The sequence below is a fragment of the Blautia glucerasea genome, assembly GCF_020537505.1.
Lineage (GTDB): Bacteria > Bacillota > Clostridia > Lachnospirales > Lachnospiraceae > Blautia_A.
Genome location: NZ_JAJBMO010000007.1, coordinates 167,746 through 185,208 on the forward strand (window position 1 = coordinate 167,746; position 17,463 = coordinate 185,208).

Below are 17,463 nucleotides of genomic sequence, written 5' to 3' on the forward strand. Positions count from 1 at the left end.
TTTTATCCCTCCTGCCCCAACTTCACAAAAATCGGCTCATGTTTCATAGCTGGGATAATTTTTTCCATCATGTCTTTCATGTCAATTTTCAGACTGGAAGTGTTAATGCAGGGGTGGCAGCCGATGTAAGGCTCTTTCAGAAGGTCTTCATCAATGAGCAGCTGCACATGATTTTCCTTGTCATTCATAAGTCCCAGCACGCTCACAGAACCTGGTGTGATATCAAGGAATTTTTCCATATAAGTTTCATTTCCGAAAGAAAGTCTGGCAACGCCAAGCTGGGAGGATACTTCTTTTGTCTTAAACTTCTTGTCGCCTGGCAGAAGCAGCAGATAGAAGTTCGTTTCCTGGCGGTTGCAGAGAAACAGGTTTTTGCAGATTACTGCATCAAGCACTTTATCCACATCTTTACAAGCTTCAATGGTCATCAGAGTTTCATGGTCAATTCTCTGATAAGGCACCTGAAGTGCATCAAGAAAATCATAAGTACGTATCTCTTTTTCAAGTCTGCCCGTGGTATCTGCGGGACGTCCGTTTTCAAGCTTTAATTCCATGGTGTTCTCCTTATATATTCCCTCACAGGGGCTTTTTTATCAAATATCTGGAGAATATTGTAGCATTGAGAGTTTTTCTTGTAAAGTGGAGGATGTTCTCCCACAAATTGTGACGCACATCTTGCAGAAAGCCTTTTCCAAATATATTTCAGGATGGCGATGAATATTTCAGAAAATATATGCATATATAAGTTCGGAGGCGGATATTTGCTTTTTTCCATAGTGCTCCTGTTGACAAAAATTCAAAAAGGCTTTATAAAATCCTTAGAGCCTGCAGATTATGGGAATGATTTTTCAAACACGCTCTAAAAATTGTACAGACCTTATGTATTGCATGATGCCATACTGCAAAATAAATATTATCAGGAGGAGCACATCTGAATGAACAATATCACAAAAAATGCACTGGAAGAGTCTCTGAAGAAATTTCTCCTTCAGAAGCCTCTGGACAAGATCACAATCAGCGATCTGACTACAGACTGCGGAATCAGCCGAATGGCTTTTTACTATCATTTTAAAGATATTTATGACCTGGTAGAATGGTCCTGTATTGAGGACGCTTCCCGGGCTTTGCAGGGAAAAAAGACTTACGACACCTGGCAGGAAGGGCTTCAGCAGATTTTTGAGGCTGTTTTGGAAAATAAACCATTTATCTTGAACGTGTATCGCTCTGTGAAACGAGAGCAGGTGGAAAATTATCTGTACAGCCTGACCTATCAGCTGATCGAAGGAGTGGTAGAAGAGCAGAGCGAGAATCTGATGGTTACAGAGGAACAGAAGAAATTTATTGCGGATTTTTACAAATACAGTTTCGTAGGTGTCATGCTTGACTGGATCAAGAGAGGAATGAAGGAAGCCCCAGAAGAAATCGCGAATATGGTCTGCGTGACCATGCATGGAAATGTTGGGAATTCCCTGCGGAATATGGAGAAGGAAGGGCAATAAAGATTAAGTTTATCCGGAAAATAAGGGATAACTATGGCATAGCAGCTTAAATACTGAAAGTGCGGGACATAAAGTTTTCGAAATCAACTTTACAAAGTAAGGCGGATGATAAGTTTTTTGTCATCCGTCTTGTTTTGTAAATTGAGGAAAATTATTTTTTGACGTAGAATACACTCAGAAACAGGAAATACTAAATAAAAGGCAGCAGAATTTCGAATCAGCTAAATAAAAGCTTTTTATCTGAAGGTCAGGAAACAAACCTGAGAGAGCTTAGAAGCTGATTCGAAAAGTTAAAACAAGAATAAACACAGACAGCCGGAAATAATGCAACGGCAAATTTCAGAAAGGTGGTAATTTTTATGTCAAAGAAGAAACATTCCGTATTAGGTATGGCAGCACTTGCCGCAGCAGGTGCAGGAGCAGCAGTTCTGGCAAATAAAAGCCGTGAGGAGAAACGGATCACAGAAGCACACGTAGACCCGAATTACCGCAATACAGAGCGTGGCAAAAACGAGAAAAACAGCAAGGGCATTTATTATACAAACGGTAACTACGAAGCATTCGCCCGCCCGGAGAAACCGGAAGGCGTAGATGACAAGCACGCATATCTGGTAGGAAGCGGACTTGCTTCCCTGGCAGCAGCCTGCTTCCTGGTAAGAGACGCACAGATGCCTGGTGACCACATCCATATTCTGGAAGCAATGGACATTGCAGGCGGCGCATGCGACGGTATTTTTGATCCGATGAGAGGATACGTAATGCGAGGCGGCCGTGAGATGGAGAACCACTTCGAATGTCTCTGGGATCTTTTCCACAGCATTCCATCTCTGGAGAAACCAGGTGCATCTGTACTGGATGAGTACTACTGGCTGAACAAGCACGACCCGAACTACTCCCTTTGCCGCGCCACTGTAAATCAGGGCAAGGATGCCCACACAGATGGCAAATTCAACCTGAGCCAGAAGGGCTGCATGGAGATCATGAAGCTGTTCTTTACAAAGGATGAGGATCTTTATGACAAGACCATCGAGGATGTATTCGATGACGAGGTTCTGAATTCCACATTCTGGTTATACTGGAGAACCATGTTTGCATTCGAAAACTGGCACAGCGCACTGGAGATGAAGCTTTATATCCAGCGTTTTATCCATCATATCGGCGGACTTCCGGATTTCAGTGCTCTGAAATTCACCAAATACAATCAGTATGAGTCCCTGATCCTTCCAATGAAGAAATATCTGGAGGATGCAGGTGTTGACTTCCAGTTCAACACAGAGGTTACCAATGTAATCTTCGATATTCACGATGGTAAAAAAGTGGCAACTGCTATTGAGTGCAAGGTAAAGGGTGTTGAGAAGGGAATCCTTCTTACTGAGAATGACTATGTATTTGTTACCAACGGAAGCTGTACAGAGGGAACCATCTACGGTGACCAGAACCATGCTCCAAATGGAGATGCTGAGGTTCGTACAAGCGGCTGCTGGAGCCTTTGGAAAAATATTGCAAAACAGGATCCGTCCTTCGGACATCCGGAGAAATTCTGTTCTGATATCGCGAAGACTAACTGGGAATCTGCAACTGTTACCACACTGGATGACAAGATCATTCCTTATATTACCGACATCTGCAAGCGAGATCCGAAGAGCGGAAAGGTTGTTACCGGCGGTATTGTAAGCTGCCAGGATTCCAGCTGGCTGTTAAGCTGGACCATCAACCGTCAGGGTCAGTTCAAGGATCAGGACAAAGATAAGGTTTGCGTCTGGGTATATGGTCTTTTCACAGATGTACCTGGCGATTATGTAAAGAAACCGATGAAAGAGTGTACCGGTAAGGAAATTACCGAAGAGTGGCTGTACCACATGGGTGTACCGGCTGATCAGATCGAGGATCTGGCTGAAAACAGCGCAGTCTGCGTACCGACCATGATGCCATACATCACTGCATTCTTCATGCCAAGAGCCAAAGGCGACAGACCGGACGTTATCCCGGATGGCTGCGTGAACTTCGCATTCCTTGGCCAGTTCGCTGAGACTCCAAGAGACACTATATTCACCACAGAATATTCTGTTCGTACCGCAATGGAAGCAGTATACGGACTTATGGGCGTAGACCGTGGCGTTCCGGAAGTATGGGGCAGCGTTTATGACGTACGAGAACTCCTCGATGCCAGCGTAAAACTTATGGATGGCCGTTCACCACTTGAAATCGAGCTTCCTGGACCGCTGAATCTGGTGAAAAAACCTCTGCTGAAAGCAATTAAGGGAACATTAGTGGAGAAGGTACTGAGAGACCATGATGTGATTAAGGATTATATGGTTGAGAAATAAGCGGTAGTAAAAATTTATATATGTTGAAACATGCGAAGAGTCGGAGTGATCCGGCTCTTTGTTTTGCTCAGTTTTTAAGATACCAGGATTGTGGGAGTGCAACGCACGAAACAATCCGTAGGTATCATAGTCGGGGGCTTTTGACACCGACATCTTTTTAATTGATATAACAAATGAAAATAATCATAAAAACAATTGAAAATTGAAAAAATATGTGTAAAACAATCATAAAAAAATACGATTGTTTTCTTGCACATTTTTGCATATAATTTTTGCAAAATGATAGTGCCTTTTTAATTAAAGCACCCTCAGTAACAACAAATGAAACGATAAAGTGAAATTGAGGAGAACTATTATGGAAAACAAAATTATCGTAAGAAAATACGAGGAAAAAGATCTTCCAGCTATGATCCGCATCTGGAATGAGGTTGTGGAAGATGGCGTGGCATTTCCACAGGAAGAATGTCTGGATGAGAAAACCGGCGCGGAGTTTTTCGCAGCGCAGACTTATACGGCGGTAGCCGAGAACAGGGAGAACGGACAGGTCTTGGGATTATATATTCTTCATCCGAACAATGTAGGCCGCTGCGGACACATCTGCAACGCCAGCTACGCCGTATCTCGCGGTAGCCGCGGACTTCATATTGGAGAAAAGCTGGTAAAAGATTGCGTAGCCCAGGGAAAAGTGCATGGTTTCCGTGTACTGCAGTTTAACGCAGTTGTGGCGAGCAATGTTCATGCAAGACATCTTTATGAGAGAGTTGGATTTCGCCAGCTGGGTGTGATTCCGGGAGGGTTCAGGCTGAAAAATGGGGAGTATGAGGATATCTGTCCGTATTATATTGAACTATGATAAAATATAAGTCTATATTGTTATTAGATAGTGCGTATAATCGTATGTAATATATAATTTTGTGTTATTTTGTTATAGAATTAGTGTTGCTGCTAAAAAAATATAAAATTATGAAAAGTTTATAAAAATGGAAATTAGTATAGTAATTTCGAGAGTGATTTGATAAACTATAAGAAATAAAGGCAGAGAGAAGGTGGCGTGGACTGAAGTTTATTTCCCACATAAGATAAAATGAAAAGATTTTTTTCAAAAATAAAAATACAGTCAGAAGAAATACCAAAGTACATGAGATGACTATACTGAATCTAAAGAAGGGAAATGCTCATGTCAAACATAAAACATGAAGACGCGATCATGAAAATGGGTTTTCGGTATTTTCGTGATCAGATACTGAAGATGCTGGGAATTGATTACGACTATGTGGATATCGGACCTACAGAGCTTGTGGAATTAACCATTCATTCCATGTTTATGGATTTTACGTTTCTGACGATAGAAGATTTTTATATCCATGTGGAGTTTCAGACCACGGATTCCGGGGAAGATGATCTGAGAAGATTCCATGCATATGAAGCTGTTTTTTCTCATGAAACAGGGAAAAAGGTGCTTACATATGTGATTTATTCTGGCGGCATTAAAAATGCCAGAGATACATTGGATTGTGGAACTTACTCATACAAAATATCTCCTATATTTTTGACACAGAAGAGCGCGGATGAAGTTTTTCACTATTTGCAGGAAAAGAGCAGAAAGGGAGAAGGCTTTACAGATGAGGACTATGCGAAGCTGTCCTTAACACCATTGATGAGCAGCGGACAAGGCAGGAAAGATACAATAAAAACAGCGATATTGCTTGCAAAACAGGATACCAGAGTAACCGCAGAAAAGACCGTAGCAATATTATATACAATGGCGGATAAGTTTTTGCAGGGAAGTGATTTGGAAGAGATAAAGGAGGTTGTGGCGATGACAAGATTAGGTCAGATGATTTATGATGATGGATTGAAGGTTGGTGAAGAGAAAGGTAGAGAAGAAGGTAGAGCCAGAATGACTGCTTTAACGAAAACATTGTTGGCTTCTGGTCGAATGGCTGACTTACAACTTGCGTTGGATGATCCAGGATATTGTGAAAAGTTGATGGAAGAATACGGAATAAAATAAAGTGAATTAAAGTAAGCGAAAAGTCGGAGAATTCTGGCTCTTTGTTTCAAAAGAAATGAATTAAAAAGGAGCAGAATATGAGAAAACCACAAAATTTTCAATGGAAAGAAATGACCATGGGAACCTGTTATTATCCGGAGCATTGGAGTAGAGAACTGTGGCAGGATGATTTACAGAGAATGAAGGCGGCAGGGATTACCGTGATCCGTGTGGCAGAGTTTGGCTGGAACAAAGTGGAGCCGGAAGAGGGCGTTTTTACCTTTGATTTCTGGGATGAATTTCTGGAGTTATGTAAACAGGAAGAAATGCAGGTGATTTTTGGAACACCTACAGCTACACCGCCAGCATGGCTTACGGAAAAATACCCGGAAGTTTTAAATTGCCGTCAGGATGGAGTTCCCTATCGTCATGGAGCCAGAAGACATTATAATTACAATTCACCAAAATATAGAGAATTATCTGCAAGGATCGTAGAAAAGCTGGCGCAGCATTACGGCAAACATCCGGCGATTGTGGGGTGGCAGATTGACAATGAGCTGAATTGTGAGGTGGATGAATTTTATTCAGAGGCAGATTCAGTTGCTTTTCGAACTTTTCTTAAAGCGAAATATAAAACTTTGGATAATCTCAATGAGGCATGGGGAACTGTTTTCTGGAATCAGACCTATACGGACTGGGAGCAGATTTATGTTCCGCGACCGGTGTTAAATAATGGTTACAATCCACATCTCAGGCTGGATTATTATCGCTTCATTTCAGAAAGTACAATTTCTTTCTGTAAAATGCAGGCAGAAATAATCTCGAAGTATAAGAAAGCCGGAGACTATATCACCACAAATGGTATGTTCTGGAATCTGGATAATCACAAGATGGCAGAGGAATGCCTAGATGTTTATACATATGATTCCTATCCAAGCTTTGCATTTGGGTTGAACAGAGATCCGAAGACCGCGAAAGACCTGAATGACCGTCATTGGAGTAAAAATCTAACGGAAGTACGTTCCATATGTCCTCATTTTGGTATTATGGAGCAGCAGTCCGGGGCAGGTGGATGGACTACAAGAATGGAAGGTCCGGCACCAAGACCTGGTCAGCTTACACTTTGGGCAATGCAGAGTGTAGCCCATGGCGCAGATTATATTTCTTTTTTCAGGTGGAGAACCTGTACTTTTAGTACAGAAATGTACTGGCATGGAATTTTGGATTATGACAATCGGGATAACCGTAAGCTGGCAGAGGTAAAAGACTTTTATAATAAATTAAAGTGTCTGGATGAAGTTTGCGGAGCGGGTTATACAGCTGCGTTTGGAGTATTAAAAGACTACGACAATATGTGGGATACTAATGTAGATGTATGGCATAAAAGGGTGGAAGCGCAGAGCTCAGAAGAAATCTTCATTGCTTCTGAAATTTATCACACCCCATATAATACATTATATCTGAACGAGGAGACAGATATAAAGGAATTGCAGAAATATCCGATGCTCATCTATGCACATCCTGTTATCATGACGGGAAAAAGAGCTGCTTTACTTAAAGAATATGTAGCAAATGGCGGAATCCTGATCATAGGCTGCCGTTCCGGATATAAGCAGGAAAATGGCAAATGTGTTATGCTTCCGCAGCCCGGACTTTTGCAGAAAATTACTGGTTCAGATGTTAGAGATTTTACATTCACAAGTCCAGCAGAGCCGTCTGTCATCGCCAACTGGGACGGTCAGACGATTGACATGCCAATATTTAACGACATTATGGAGCCTGCAGAGGAGGGAGAAACTCTGGCTTTCTACGACAATAGCTATTACGCAGGAAAACCAGCCGTAATCAGAAAGAATACAGGAAAGGGATATGCAATTCATTTTGGCAGTACTTTTTCCAGAGAAAACATGAAGGTGCTGTTAGAATACACAGGAATTCTGGAACCATTCCAGGCTATGCTTGAAGCTCCACAGGAGGTGGAAGTCATTCAGCGTGTGAAAGGAAATAAGAAATACTTCTTTGTCCTGAACTATATGGGTTCAGAACAAAAAATTGTGCTGAAAAAGCAGATGCGGTCCTTATATGATAATGTAATTGCAAATGGTGAAATTTGCATGAAACCGTATGAGACAATAGTTTATGAAGTTTTGGAATGAAACAGGAAAATGTTTTTGAAAATTTGAAATTAAATAAATCAGAAATAGTTAAACGAAGAGTCGGAGAAATCCGGCTCTTTGTTGTTTATAAGGTAGTGAGCCAAATTCATAGAACGCGTTTGATTTCAGTTTCTTTAAACGCGCCATGGCTAGGTTATGGATAAAATAGGTTAATTCAACAGAAAAACAAGTAAACCATAAGTAGTATTCAGAAAGTGACAGATTACGATGAGTACAATCTGTATCGCATGGATGTGGAATATGATTATGATCTGGATCAGCTGATCGAATACGGCATAACAGATAACCAGAGCTTTGTTGATGCCATTGTGAAAGAGGCACTTCCTATCTTGCCAGTACATATTAAAGCACCGGACTTTGGCTGCAGTGCTTTTACCCTGCAGGAAGCAGACGGAAATGTGCTGATGGGAAGAAACTATGATTTCAAACGGGATACTTCCGCAATGCTGGTTTACTGTGAACCGAAGGGGATACAAATCCGTGGCTTTTGCAGCATTGGACAATATCTCAGCAAATATTCCGGATGCGAGTATGAAGAAAAAGCTTGCCACATTAACAGCACCATTTATCTGCCTGGATGGTATGAATGAAAAAGGGGTATCAATTGCAGTCCTTACTTTGGACAGCGAACCGCTTCACCAGAATACAGGCAAGCCGGTGATCGGAACTACGCTTGTGATCCGTTTGATTCTGGACCGCGCGGCAACTACAGAAGAAGCCGTAGAGCTTCTGAACCAGTATGACATGTTTGCTACAAGCGGCAGAGATCGCCCTTCGGAGAAACTGGGATGATGTGATCGGATATAATCTGAAGGATAACACGATTACATTAAAATAATAACATAGAGCCGTTTTCAAACATGATCCGGTAGTCTTAAAGTAAGAGAAAGACATGCTCTAGCAGTTCAATATAAGGTTTTTAATGCCTCGCCAAAGGAAAATTCATCATTTCCCCTGGCGGGGCATTTTGATTATTTGAAATATTAATCTCGTTACGGCGTTGACTGGAATGTTAGTTAAATTTGTCTATAAATTCAAAGCAATATATCAACTTAGTCTGAAAAATAACGCTTTAACACGTTAATTTTAATTGACTCCACAGTATACGAAGTGTATTATGAATTTATAATTGCTGTTTGCGGAGTGGATAAATGTATGAGGTATACATAAGAAAAAAGTGTAAAACTCTTCAGGCAAAGCGAATAGTTTTTATAATCCATCTATCTAAAGGGGGAGTCATTTATGACGGGAAAGAGAAAAAGAAAACTGGCAATGCCAGACACCCTGATCATCGTAGCATCCGTTGTACTTCTGGTGGCGATTCTTTCATGGATCATTCCATCCGGAACCTACGATTATCAGGAAATGAACATCAATGGAAGAATTCGAAATGTAGCCATTGATGGAACTTATCACACAATTGATAAATCCGAAGTTACCACAACCGGATTCCTTGGATTTTTCAGTGTACTGTATCGAGGCTGCGTGGAGGCTGCTGATGTAATTTTCATGATCCTCTGCTGCTGCGGAACCTTCGGTGTTGTGGTGAAAACAGGTGCTTTTCATGCAGGAATCGGAACCATTTTAAAGAAACTGAAGGGAAAAGAAATTCTGCTTGTTCCAATCATTATGATGATCTTCGGACTGGGCGGTTCCGTGTTTGGTATGGCAAGTGAATTCTATGGATTTTATCCATTGATCGTAGGTCTGGGAGTTGCACTTGGATATGATGCAATGTTCGGATTTGCCATTATTGCAGTTGGAGAGTTTGTTGGATTTATGGGCGCGACACTGAATCCATATTCTGTAGGAATTGCCCAGACAATTTCAGGTGTAGAGCTTTATTCCGGAACCGGATACCGTGCAATCTGCTTCGTGATCTTCATGGCAATTTCCATTATCTATGTAATGGTTTACGGGCGGAAAATTAAGAAAAATCCAGGTGCATCCGTTGTATTTGGTGAAAAAAACATTCATGCCTTTGACAGAGATGAGTTAAATGAATATAGCTTTACCTTAAAAGATGGTCTGGTTCTTCTGGATGTCCTTGTAGTGCTGTTTGTTCTTATGCTGGGTCTGATCAAATGGGGATGGGATTTCCCGCAGCTTTGTGGCTTGTTCCTTCTTATGTCCATGATTGCTGCAGCAATCTGTAAGTGGTCTCCGAATAAATGGTGCAGTGAGTTTATTGACAGCGCAAAGACTGCAATGTGGGGATGTATCCTGACTGGTATTGCGAAAGCTATCACAGTTGTTATGCAGGATGCGCAAATTATGGATACTGTTATCTACGGCTTGTCAAATGTGCTGAAAAATGCGCCTCATGCAGTTTCTGCACAGGTAATGCTTGTAGTACAGACTCTGATCAACTTCTTCATACCATCTGCAACAGGTCAGGCTTCTGCAACCATGCCGATCATGGCACAGCTGGCAGATATTATTGGTGTGAGCAGACAGACAGCAGTTCTTGCATTCCAGTTTGGCGACGGACTTTCCAATATTTTCTGGCCGACGGCAGATATCGTTATCATCTGTGGCCTGGGTGGAATTTCCCTGCAGAAATGGTATAAGTGGTTTACGCCGCTGTTTCTGATCTTGTTTGTGACACAGGCGATTTTGTTGGGGATTGCAACTGGAATTGGGTTCTAGAGCCTTTTTCAAACACGCTCTGGAACTTCAAGGAAAAGCTTCAAGAACATTAATTGTTTGATAACCAGTGAACTTTAAAAACATAAAGGTAACTGTTCTGAAAAGGTAAGTCTAATGGAAAGAAAAGGAAACTTAATTAAACTTACGGACCTGTCTTCCGATTTCATCATCGACCTGAAATATGCCACGCCACACAATTTCACCGGCGTGCAGGTATACCAGTCTGCGGATTGCTGGCTGGATGAACACACAGCGCAGATTCTGATAAAAGCGAAGGAAATTTTCGAAAAAGATGGCTATCGGGTGAAAATCTGGGACGCTTATCGTCCAATTCGTGCGCAGAAGCGATTCTGGGAGATCATGCCAAATGATGATTTCATTGCCCGTCCGCCGGATATGACGAAAATTAAGAAATTCCGTCCTACTCATATGAACGGAATGTGTGTTGACGTCACACTAACTGATAAAGAAGGCAACGAAATCGAAATGCCATCTCCATTTGACACTATGGACGAACGCGCAGCCCTGAACTTTTCCGGTCATTCAAAAATCGGAAGAAGAAATGGTGAATATCTGAAAAAAGTAATGGAATCTGTTGGATTTTTGGCGTACGAATGCGAATGGTGGCATTTCTATGACGTGTCTGCGGAACCAGCGCCGTTTTCGGATTATGAAATATAGTTTTGGAATATGAGATTCCATTAAAAGGGTAAAACAAAGCAGTTGCCAGAAAGTAAGCTGGTCTATAGACCTATTGTAAATATTAATAAGATGTCAAAAAAGCCAGGGATAGTCACTACAAAAAGCCTCATCCCCTGGCTATTTTTGTAGAAAAATCATACAAAGTGTAAGAATCTATAACATTTCAAGGAAAATATTCGTATTTTAAAAAACTCAATTTTCTGTAATAATAGGTACATCAAAGAGAGATACCGGTAAATCTTAAATAGAAAACGCGAAAAAAAGAACGAAAATTTCAGGGAGGTTATAGCAGAATGAAAGGAAAAAAACTTGTTTCTTTAAGTATGGCAGCTGTTATGTGTGCTGGCGGTCTGGCTGTTTATGGCGGACAGGAAGTTAAGGCTGATGATAAGGTTTCCGTTGTTGTGGCTACAAACTGGGGCGAAGGCGATTCTAAATACGATTATTTCTATCCTGTTTTCCAGAAATTCCAGGAAGAAAATGCTGATACAATGGACATTACCCTTCAGACATACAGCACTGAGGATTACAAGACGAAGATCAAAACCCAGACAGCATCCGGAGATCTTCCCGATGTATTTACATACTGGGGCGGCGGCATAATGAAAGATATGGTTGACGCTGGATTGCTTCTTAATGTAGATGATTACTTTGCAGATAGTGAAAGCGTAGCAAAAGAAGATTTCGATGATGGAGCATTTGATTACTATATTGCAGGAGATGGAAATGCATACGGTATTCCGATTGAGTCCACAAGAGGTGTTCTCCTGGCAAACAAAACTCTTTTTGAGCAGTATAATCTGGAATACCCAACAACTTACGATGAGCTGTTAGAAGTTGGAAAAGTATTTAATGAAAATGGAATTATTCCAATGGCGATCGGAAGCAACGGCGGAACACCTTCAGAGTTCTTCTATAGTGAACTTTACAATCAGTATGAAGGCGGCGCAGATGAGATTGCAGCACTTGCTTCTGGTGGAAACTTTAACACTGACAATGCAGTAAAGGTCGCAGATACTCTTCTTGATATGATTGACAACAAGCTGTTTCCGGAAGATACAATGGCAAACGGTGGCTGGTCTGCAAGCCTTCAGCTTTATACAGATGGAAAAGCAGCTATGACTTATACCTATCCATGGATGTATGAGTCAATCCCGGATGATATTCAGGAATGCAGTGACATTATTCCAATCCCGCAGATGCCAGGTGCAACAATTGATCCTGCAACAATTGAGACAGGATTTACTGTATATGGATTTATGATCAACAAAGCTTCCTATGAGGATCCGGAAAAACATGATGCTATCCTGAAAGTATGCGATATGCTTGCTTCTGATGAGTTAACAGAATCTCTTACAGAGAGCGGAATGATCCCATGCAAAAAAGTAGAAGTTAACAAAGACTCCCAGAAACTGATCATGCAGAAAACACTTGATTATGCGGCTGATAAAACTCTTGTTCAGGTTCACTATACTACAATGCCAAGCGCAGAAGCAATTACCATGATGGATTCCAGTCTTGATGAGTTGTTTATCAATGCACTGACCGGACAGGAATTCGTTGATAAGGTACAGGCAGTACTGGATAAAGAGAAATAAACGGTAGCTGCTTTAAAGGATAAGTAATGTTGATAAAAGGCTGCCGCGAAGGAATGATTAAAAGCGGCAGCCTTTTTACGCCCAAAAGCACATGATATCTTCAGGCGTTGCGGTATAGATGAGGAGGCATTATGAATAAATACAAAAAAGTTCCTGTATGTATAGGATTTTTACTTCCGGTATTTTTGATTTATACCATATTTCTGTTTGTTCCGCTGGTTCAGTCTGCGTATTACAGTCTGACAAGCTGGAACGGAGTAACGGAAAAGGTTTTTGTGGGTTTAGATAATTTCAAAGCACTATTTTCAAACAGCGATTACTGGATCACTTTCTGGAATACCATCAAATTGGTTGTGATCAGTTTATGTATACAGATTCCGGTAGGACTTCTTCTTGCATACCTTTTATATTCAAAAGTAAAAGGTATGAAAATATTCCGCACGATTTTTTTCCTTCCGGTTGTTATCGCTCCAGTGGCTATTTCCCTGATGTTTTCTCTTTTTTACAACAGTGAGATTGGCATATTCAACAAGGTTCTGGAGGCAATTGGTCTGGGAAGATTTGCAACAAACTGGCTTTCCAATATTCATACACTTTTATATGCAGTAATGGTACCTCAGGTCTGGCAGTACATTGGACTTTACGTAACCATATTTTTAGGAGCGCTGCAGTCCATGCCGGAAGAGCTTTCTGAGAGTGCACAGATTGATGGGGCAAACAGAACTCAGACATTTTTCCATGTTGTTTTGCCTGAAATCGCGAATTTTACAAATATATGTGTAATTCTGTGTGTGACAGGCTCTCTGAAAGCCTTTGAACATTCCTGGATCATGACAGGAGGCGGACCTGGTGTGAGGTCAGCATATCTTGGGGTTTACATGTATAAAACAGCATTTGTAAACTCAGATTTTGGAACTGGAAGTGCGATTACAGTGACAATTGTATTGCTGTCTCTTGTAATTACCGTATTATTTAATACAATTTCTGCCTGGCGGGAGAAAAGATAGGAGGAGCCATGAGATTTTTTCGTAAATCCTGGAAATATCAGGTAACGACTGTGATTAAATATTTGTTTCTGATACTGGTAGCGATTGTATCGTTATATCCGTTTATATGGGTGCTGATTTCTTCTTTTAAAGATAATAATTCTATTTTTGGAGATCCGTTTGGATTGCCAGTAAAAATTGCTTTTGAAAATTATAAAGAAGTGTGGGCTGGTGCGGATGTAGGCCGAAATTTTTTAAATAGTATGATCGTTTGCCTTACTACACTGGTAATTTTGATCATTATTACATCTATGGGTTGTTATATTCTTACCAGGGTATGGAAAAATACATTTCTTTCCACATATTTTTCACTGGGAATTATGATTCCAATCCATGCACTTTTGATTCCGTCTGTGTTGATTTTCAAAAAAATCGGATTAACAGATAATTTATTTTCACTAGTTCTGATGTACACGGCAATTAATATATCTCTTAGCATGTATATCATGAATGGATTTTTTGACAGCATTCCAAGAGAAATGGATGAGGCTGCTACGATTGACGGATGTTCCAGAAGTCAGATTTTCCTACGCATTATTTTCCCAATTGCAAAGCCTGGAATTGCTACGGTTGCCACTCTGGCGTTTTTGAACTGTTGGAACGATTTGCTTATGGGACTTGTTCTGATTTCATCTCCGCAAAAGAAAACTTTATCTCTTGCGATTTCTGCATTAAAGGGTTCCTATGCTACACGATATGGTCTCCTGTGTGCCGGATTTGTAATTTCCATAGTTCCGGTTGTTATTATGTATCTGTTTTTCCAGAAACAGGTTATTGCCGGAATGACAGCAGGTGCAGTGAAAGGATAATGGTACTAATATGAAGAAAAATGTAAGATTTACACAAAATGGAATTTATCTGGAAGGTTCTCAGTCAGAGAAAGAAGGAAAAGAAATTCCGTTGTATAGCGGCTCCATCCATTATTGGAGAATGGCTCCTGAAACATGGGAAACAGCGCTGATCAATGCAAAGAATATGGGATTTTCTATCGTAGAAACATATATTCCATGGGGGGTACATGAGCCGGAGAGAAATGAGTTTGATTATGGGAAAAAAGACCCGAGAAAAGATTTGAATAAATTTTTGGATATTTGCGAAAAAGTTGGACTGTATGTAATCGTAAGACCGGGACCCCACATCAATGCGGAGATGACCTGGTTTGGTTATCCACAGTGGCTTCTCAGAATGCCGGAAATACAGGCAAAGACACCGCTGGGTACTTCTGTAGTATATCCTTATGTAACAGGTGCATTTCCCATTCCATCCTATGCAAGCTCAAAACTGTATGAGGAGACAAGACACTATTTCAAAAGTTTTGCAGAAATTCTGAAAAAACATTGCTATCCGAAAGGTGGAATCATTGCAATTCAGGCAGATAATGAGACCTGCAATTTTTTCAGAGATCAGCCATATATTATGGACTATTCTGAGGAATCGGTTCAGCAATATTACAGATTTCTGGAAGAAAAATATAAGGAAATTGAGAAGCTGAATAAAACTTATCATTCCAAGTATAAGAAATTTGAAGAAATATGTCCTCCTGCAGGCTACCAGGAGAAAGATGAAAATCTGGAGTATTATTTTGACTGGCTGGAATACAAAGAATATCAGATCCTGGAAGCTTTGCGAAAAATGGTTGAGATTCTGGAAGAGCTTGAACTTCCGATTCCAATTTTTCATAACTGTGCTTACCAGAATTACACACCAATTTCCGTGCAGCGTGATGAGGAGATTCCAGGTCTCTCAGTGGCCGGAATTGACGCATATCCGGATCCAGGTGATACTTCGATGCTGAAGGAAAGAATCCGCTATCTTGCAGGAAGCAGTAAACTTCCATTTGTACCCGAATTTGGTTCCGGTTCCTGGTTCGACAGGGAACAGCTGCTTAGTCCGGAAGAGGAAAGGTTTGGCTATTTGTATGCGTTCATGAATGGAATGAAGGCAGTAAACTTTTATATGCTTGCTGACCGTGACCGTTGGACTGGCTGCCCGCTTCGAAATGATGGCACTATCCGGGAGAAATGGTACAAAATGTTTCTGGATTTGCTAAGTCTGTTGAAGGATTCAGAGTTAAATACATATAGCAGAAATGCCAGAATTCTTGTATTGAAAAATTATGATATGGGTCGTTTGCGGGCTCTTGTGTCCACGAGAAACCGAAATATGTTTTCCTCCAACTGTTTCATAAAAGGAACAGACATACCAGGAAGCCTGTGGAAAGCTGAAGCTTATGCCGGAAAACTGAATATAGACAGCTGTACTGGCGGATATGACAGGGAAATGTGGGTACAGGAAATTATGGAAACTCTTGATCAGAATGGGTTTGAATATGATATGTCTGATTGCTATGTTACACAGGAAAAGCTGGCTCAGTATGATGTTGTTTTTGCAGCTTCCTATAATTTTATGGAGCCATGGATTCAGAAAAAATTGCTGGATTTTTCCAGACTTTCAGGAAAACAGCTATATCTGGGACCAACTGTACCGGAAATTGACAGGCGGGGGAACGGGTGTACCTTATTAAAAGAGGAAAGCACAGTAAAAACGGTGGTAAATCCGAAAGAACTATTATTGGAAAATCTTCCAAGATCAGAGTACAGCAGTACAAATTGTGAATTGGCTGTTTACAGAAGAGAATGTGATAATGCCATCCTAATTTTTGTGGCAAATACTTCAGAAAAGTCCAAAGAAGCGTCGATAGATTTCCGAGGAAGACGAAAATTTACAGATATGCAAAGCCATGCTAATAAAACAGTAACTGATTGTTTGAATGTGACACTTCGTCCATTTGAAATTCAAATCTGGAAAGTAAAAAAGGAGGAGCACTGAAATGGTTGATAAAAATATATCTGCAGAATGCCTGAAACCAGAGCTTTGGACTCATCTTCAGGAGATTCTGGATCTGTATTGTCCTCCTGTAAAGATTCTTCATATTTTGCAAAAGGCAGAGGGACTTCGGGCAGTTACCCAGAATGGTGAAAAGGTTATGCTGGATTCAAAGTCCCTGGAGCAGCCGAAAGGATTATTAGAGGCTTTTCCAGCGATAGATGAAGTACGGATTTATACAGAAGCTGCAATGGATTGTTACGATAAAAAGCTGCAGGCAGAAGAGGTTTATGACTGGGATATTGATGATTATCTGGAATATCAATATCGGGCACTGGAAGAAACAGATGGAATACAGGTGATCCGGAGAAGTGATTTTCCTAGGCATATTTTCCAGCCATTGAAAAAATGGATTCAGGAAGATGGTACCTACCTTTTGTGGGTAACAAATCAGGGAAAGCTGTACTTCAATTGTATTCTGGTGGTAAGAGAGAATAAAATAAAGATACTGACCACATCTGGCCGGTATGGTGATGACTGGGAGGATTTAGAAAAGGTAAAAAAGAATCTGGAAAAAGAATTTTATGATTTGTCCTGTCATGTTATAATAAAAGATGGGAATTTCTGACAATAATAACATAAAAAG

Annotated in this window: 16 protein-coding genes; 14 read left to right on the forward strand and 2 right to left on the reverse strand. The window is 40.7% G+C overall.

Annotated elements, in window-relative coordinates; genetic code table 11:
- Positions 1-2: 2 nt before the first annotated feature.
- Together LIQ05_RS08400 and LIQ05_RS08405 are read right to left on the reverse strand one after the other, a co-directional pair.
- Entirely contained in the window at positions 3-554 is a 552-nt protein-coding gene (locus LIQ05_RS08400) for a prolyl-tRNA synthetase associated domain-containing protein (protein WP_226819872.1), read from the reverse strand.
- The gene (locus LIQ05_RS08405) at positions 545-775 is read right to left on the reverse strand and encodes a hypothetical protein (RefSeq protein WP_226819873.1); all 231 of its coding nucleotides are present in this window, start codon (positions 773-775) and stop codon (positions 545-547) included. The genes LIQ05_RS08400 and LIQ05_RS08405 overlap by 10 nt, the downstream gene beginning before the upstream one ends.
- 160 nt (positions 776-935) lie before the next feature.
- Between LIQ05_RS08405 and LIQ05_RS08410 the strand changes: the two genes are divergently transcribed.
- The 14 genes from LIQ05_RS08410 to LIQ05_RS08475 all read left to right on the forward strand — a co-directional run bounded on the left by LIQ05_RS08410 (position 936) and on the right by LIQ05_RS08475 (position 17,445).
- Complete coding sequence (locus LIQ05_RS08410; RefSeq protein WP_173716464.1) at positions 936-1,499, forward strand: TetR/AcrR family transcriptional regulator; 564 nt, start codon at positions 936-938, stop codon at positions 1,497-1,499.
- A gap of 359 nt (positions 1,500-1,858) precedes the next feature.
- The gene (locus LIQ05_RS08415; protein WP_226819874.1) at positions 1,859-3,826 is read left to right on the forward strand and encodes an oleate hydratase; all 1,968 of its coding nucleotides are present in this window, start codon (positions 1,859-1,861) and stop codon (positions 3,824-3,826) included.
- 355 nt (positions 3,827-4,181) lie between these two features.
- Complete coding sequence (locus LIQ05_RS08420) at positions 4,182-4,679, forward strand: GNAT family N-acetyltransferase (protein WP_226819875.1); 498 nt, start codon at positions 4,182-4,184, stop codon at positions 4,677-4,679.
- A gap of 324 nt (positions 4,680-5,003) precedes the next feature.
- A complete protein-coding gene (locus LIQ05_RS08425) occupies positions 5,004-5,840 on the forward strand; it encodes a hypothetical protein (protein WP_226819876.1) in 837 nt (278 codons plus the stop codon).
- Positions 5,841-5,917: 77 nt separating this feature from the next.
- Positions 5,918-7,975, forward strand: a complete 2,058-nt coding sequence (locus tag LIQ05_RS08430) for a beta-galactosidase (RefSeq protein WP_226819877.1) — start codon at positions 5,918-5,920, stop codon at positions 7,973-7,975.
- 215 nt (positions 7,976-8,190) lie between these two features.
- Positions 8,191-8,586 carry a hypothetical protein gene (locus LIQ05_RS08435; protein ID WP_226819878.1) on the forward strand — a complete coding sequence of 132 codons (396 nt, stop codon included), beginning with the start codon at positions 8,191-8,193 and terminating at the stop codon, positions 8,584-8,586.
- On the forward strand, positions 8,528-8,788 hold the full coding sequence (locus LIQ05_RS08440) for a carcinine hydrolase/isopenicillin-N N-acyltransferase family protein (protein ID WP_226819879.1): 261 nt from the start codon (positions 8,528-8,530) through the stop codon (positions 8,786-8,788). Before LIQ05_RS08435 ends, LIQ05_RS08440 begins: the two co-directional genes overlap by 59 nt.
- Before the next feature lie 450 nt (positions 8,789-9,238).
- On the forward strand, positions 9,239-10,645 hold the full coding sequence (locus tag LIQ05_RS08445) for a YfcC family protein (protein ID WP_226819880.1): 1,407 nt from the start codon (positions 9,239-9,241) through the stop codon (positions 10,643-10,645).
- A gap of 114 nt (positions 10,646-10,759) precedes the next feature.
- Positions 10,760-11,326 carry a M15 family metallopeptidase gene (locus LIQ05_RS08450; protein ID WP_226819881.1) on the forward strand — a complete coding sequence of 189 codons (567 nt, stop codon included), beginning with the start codon at positions 10,760-10,762 and terminating at the stop codon, positions 11,324-11,326.
- A gap of 314 nt (positions 11,327-11,640) precedes the next feature.
- Complete coding sequence (locus LIQ05_RS08455; protein WP_226819882.1) at positions 11,641-12,945, forward strand: ABC transporter substrate-binding protein; 1,305 nt, start codon at positions 11,641-11,643, stop codon at positions 12,943-12,945.
- Positions 12,946-13,076: 131 nt separating this feature from the next.
- Positions 13,077-13,952, forward strand: coding sequence for a carbohydrate ABC transporter permease (locus LIQ05_RS08460; RefSeq protein ID WP_226819883.1), 876 nt, complete (start codon positions 13,077-13,079; stop codon positions 13,950-13,952).
- Between the two features lie 8 nt (positions 13,953-13,960).
- On the forward strand, positions 13,961-14,800 hold the full coding sequence (locus LIQ05_RS08465; protein ID WP_226819884.1) for a carbohydrate ABC transporter permease: 840 nt from the start codon (positions 13,961-13,963) through the stop codon (positions 14,798-14,800).
- A gap of 10 nt (positions 14,801-14,810) precedes the next feature.
- Complete coding sequence (locus LIQ05_RS08470) at positions 14,811-16,820, forward strand: beta-galactosidase (RefSeq protein ID WP_226819885.1); 2,010 nt, start codon at positions 14,811-14,813, stop codon at positions 16,818-16,820.
- Position 16,821: 1 nt separating this feature from the next.
- Positions 16,822-17,445 carry a hypothetical protein gene (locus LIQ05_RS08475; RefSeq protein ID WP_226819886.1) on the forward strand — a complete coding sequence of 208 codons (624 nt, stop codon included), beginning with the start codon at positions 16,822-16,824 and terminating at the stop codon, positions 17,443-17,445.
- The last annotated feature ends 18 nt before the right edge of the window (positions 17,446-17,463 follow it).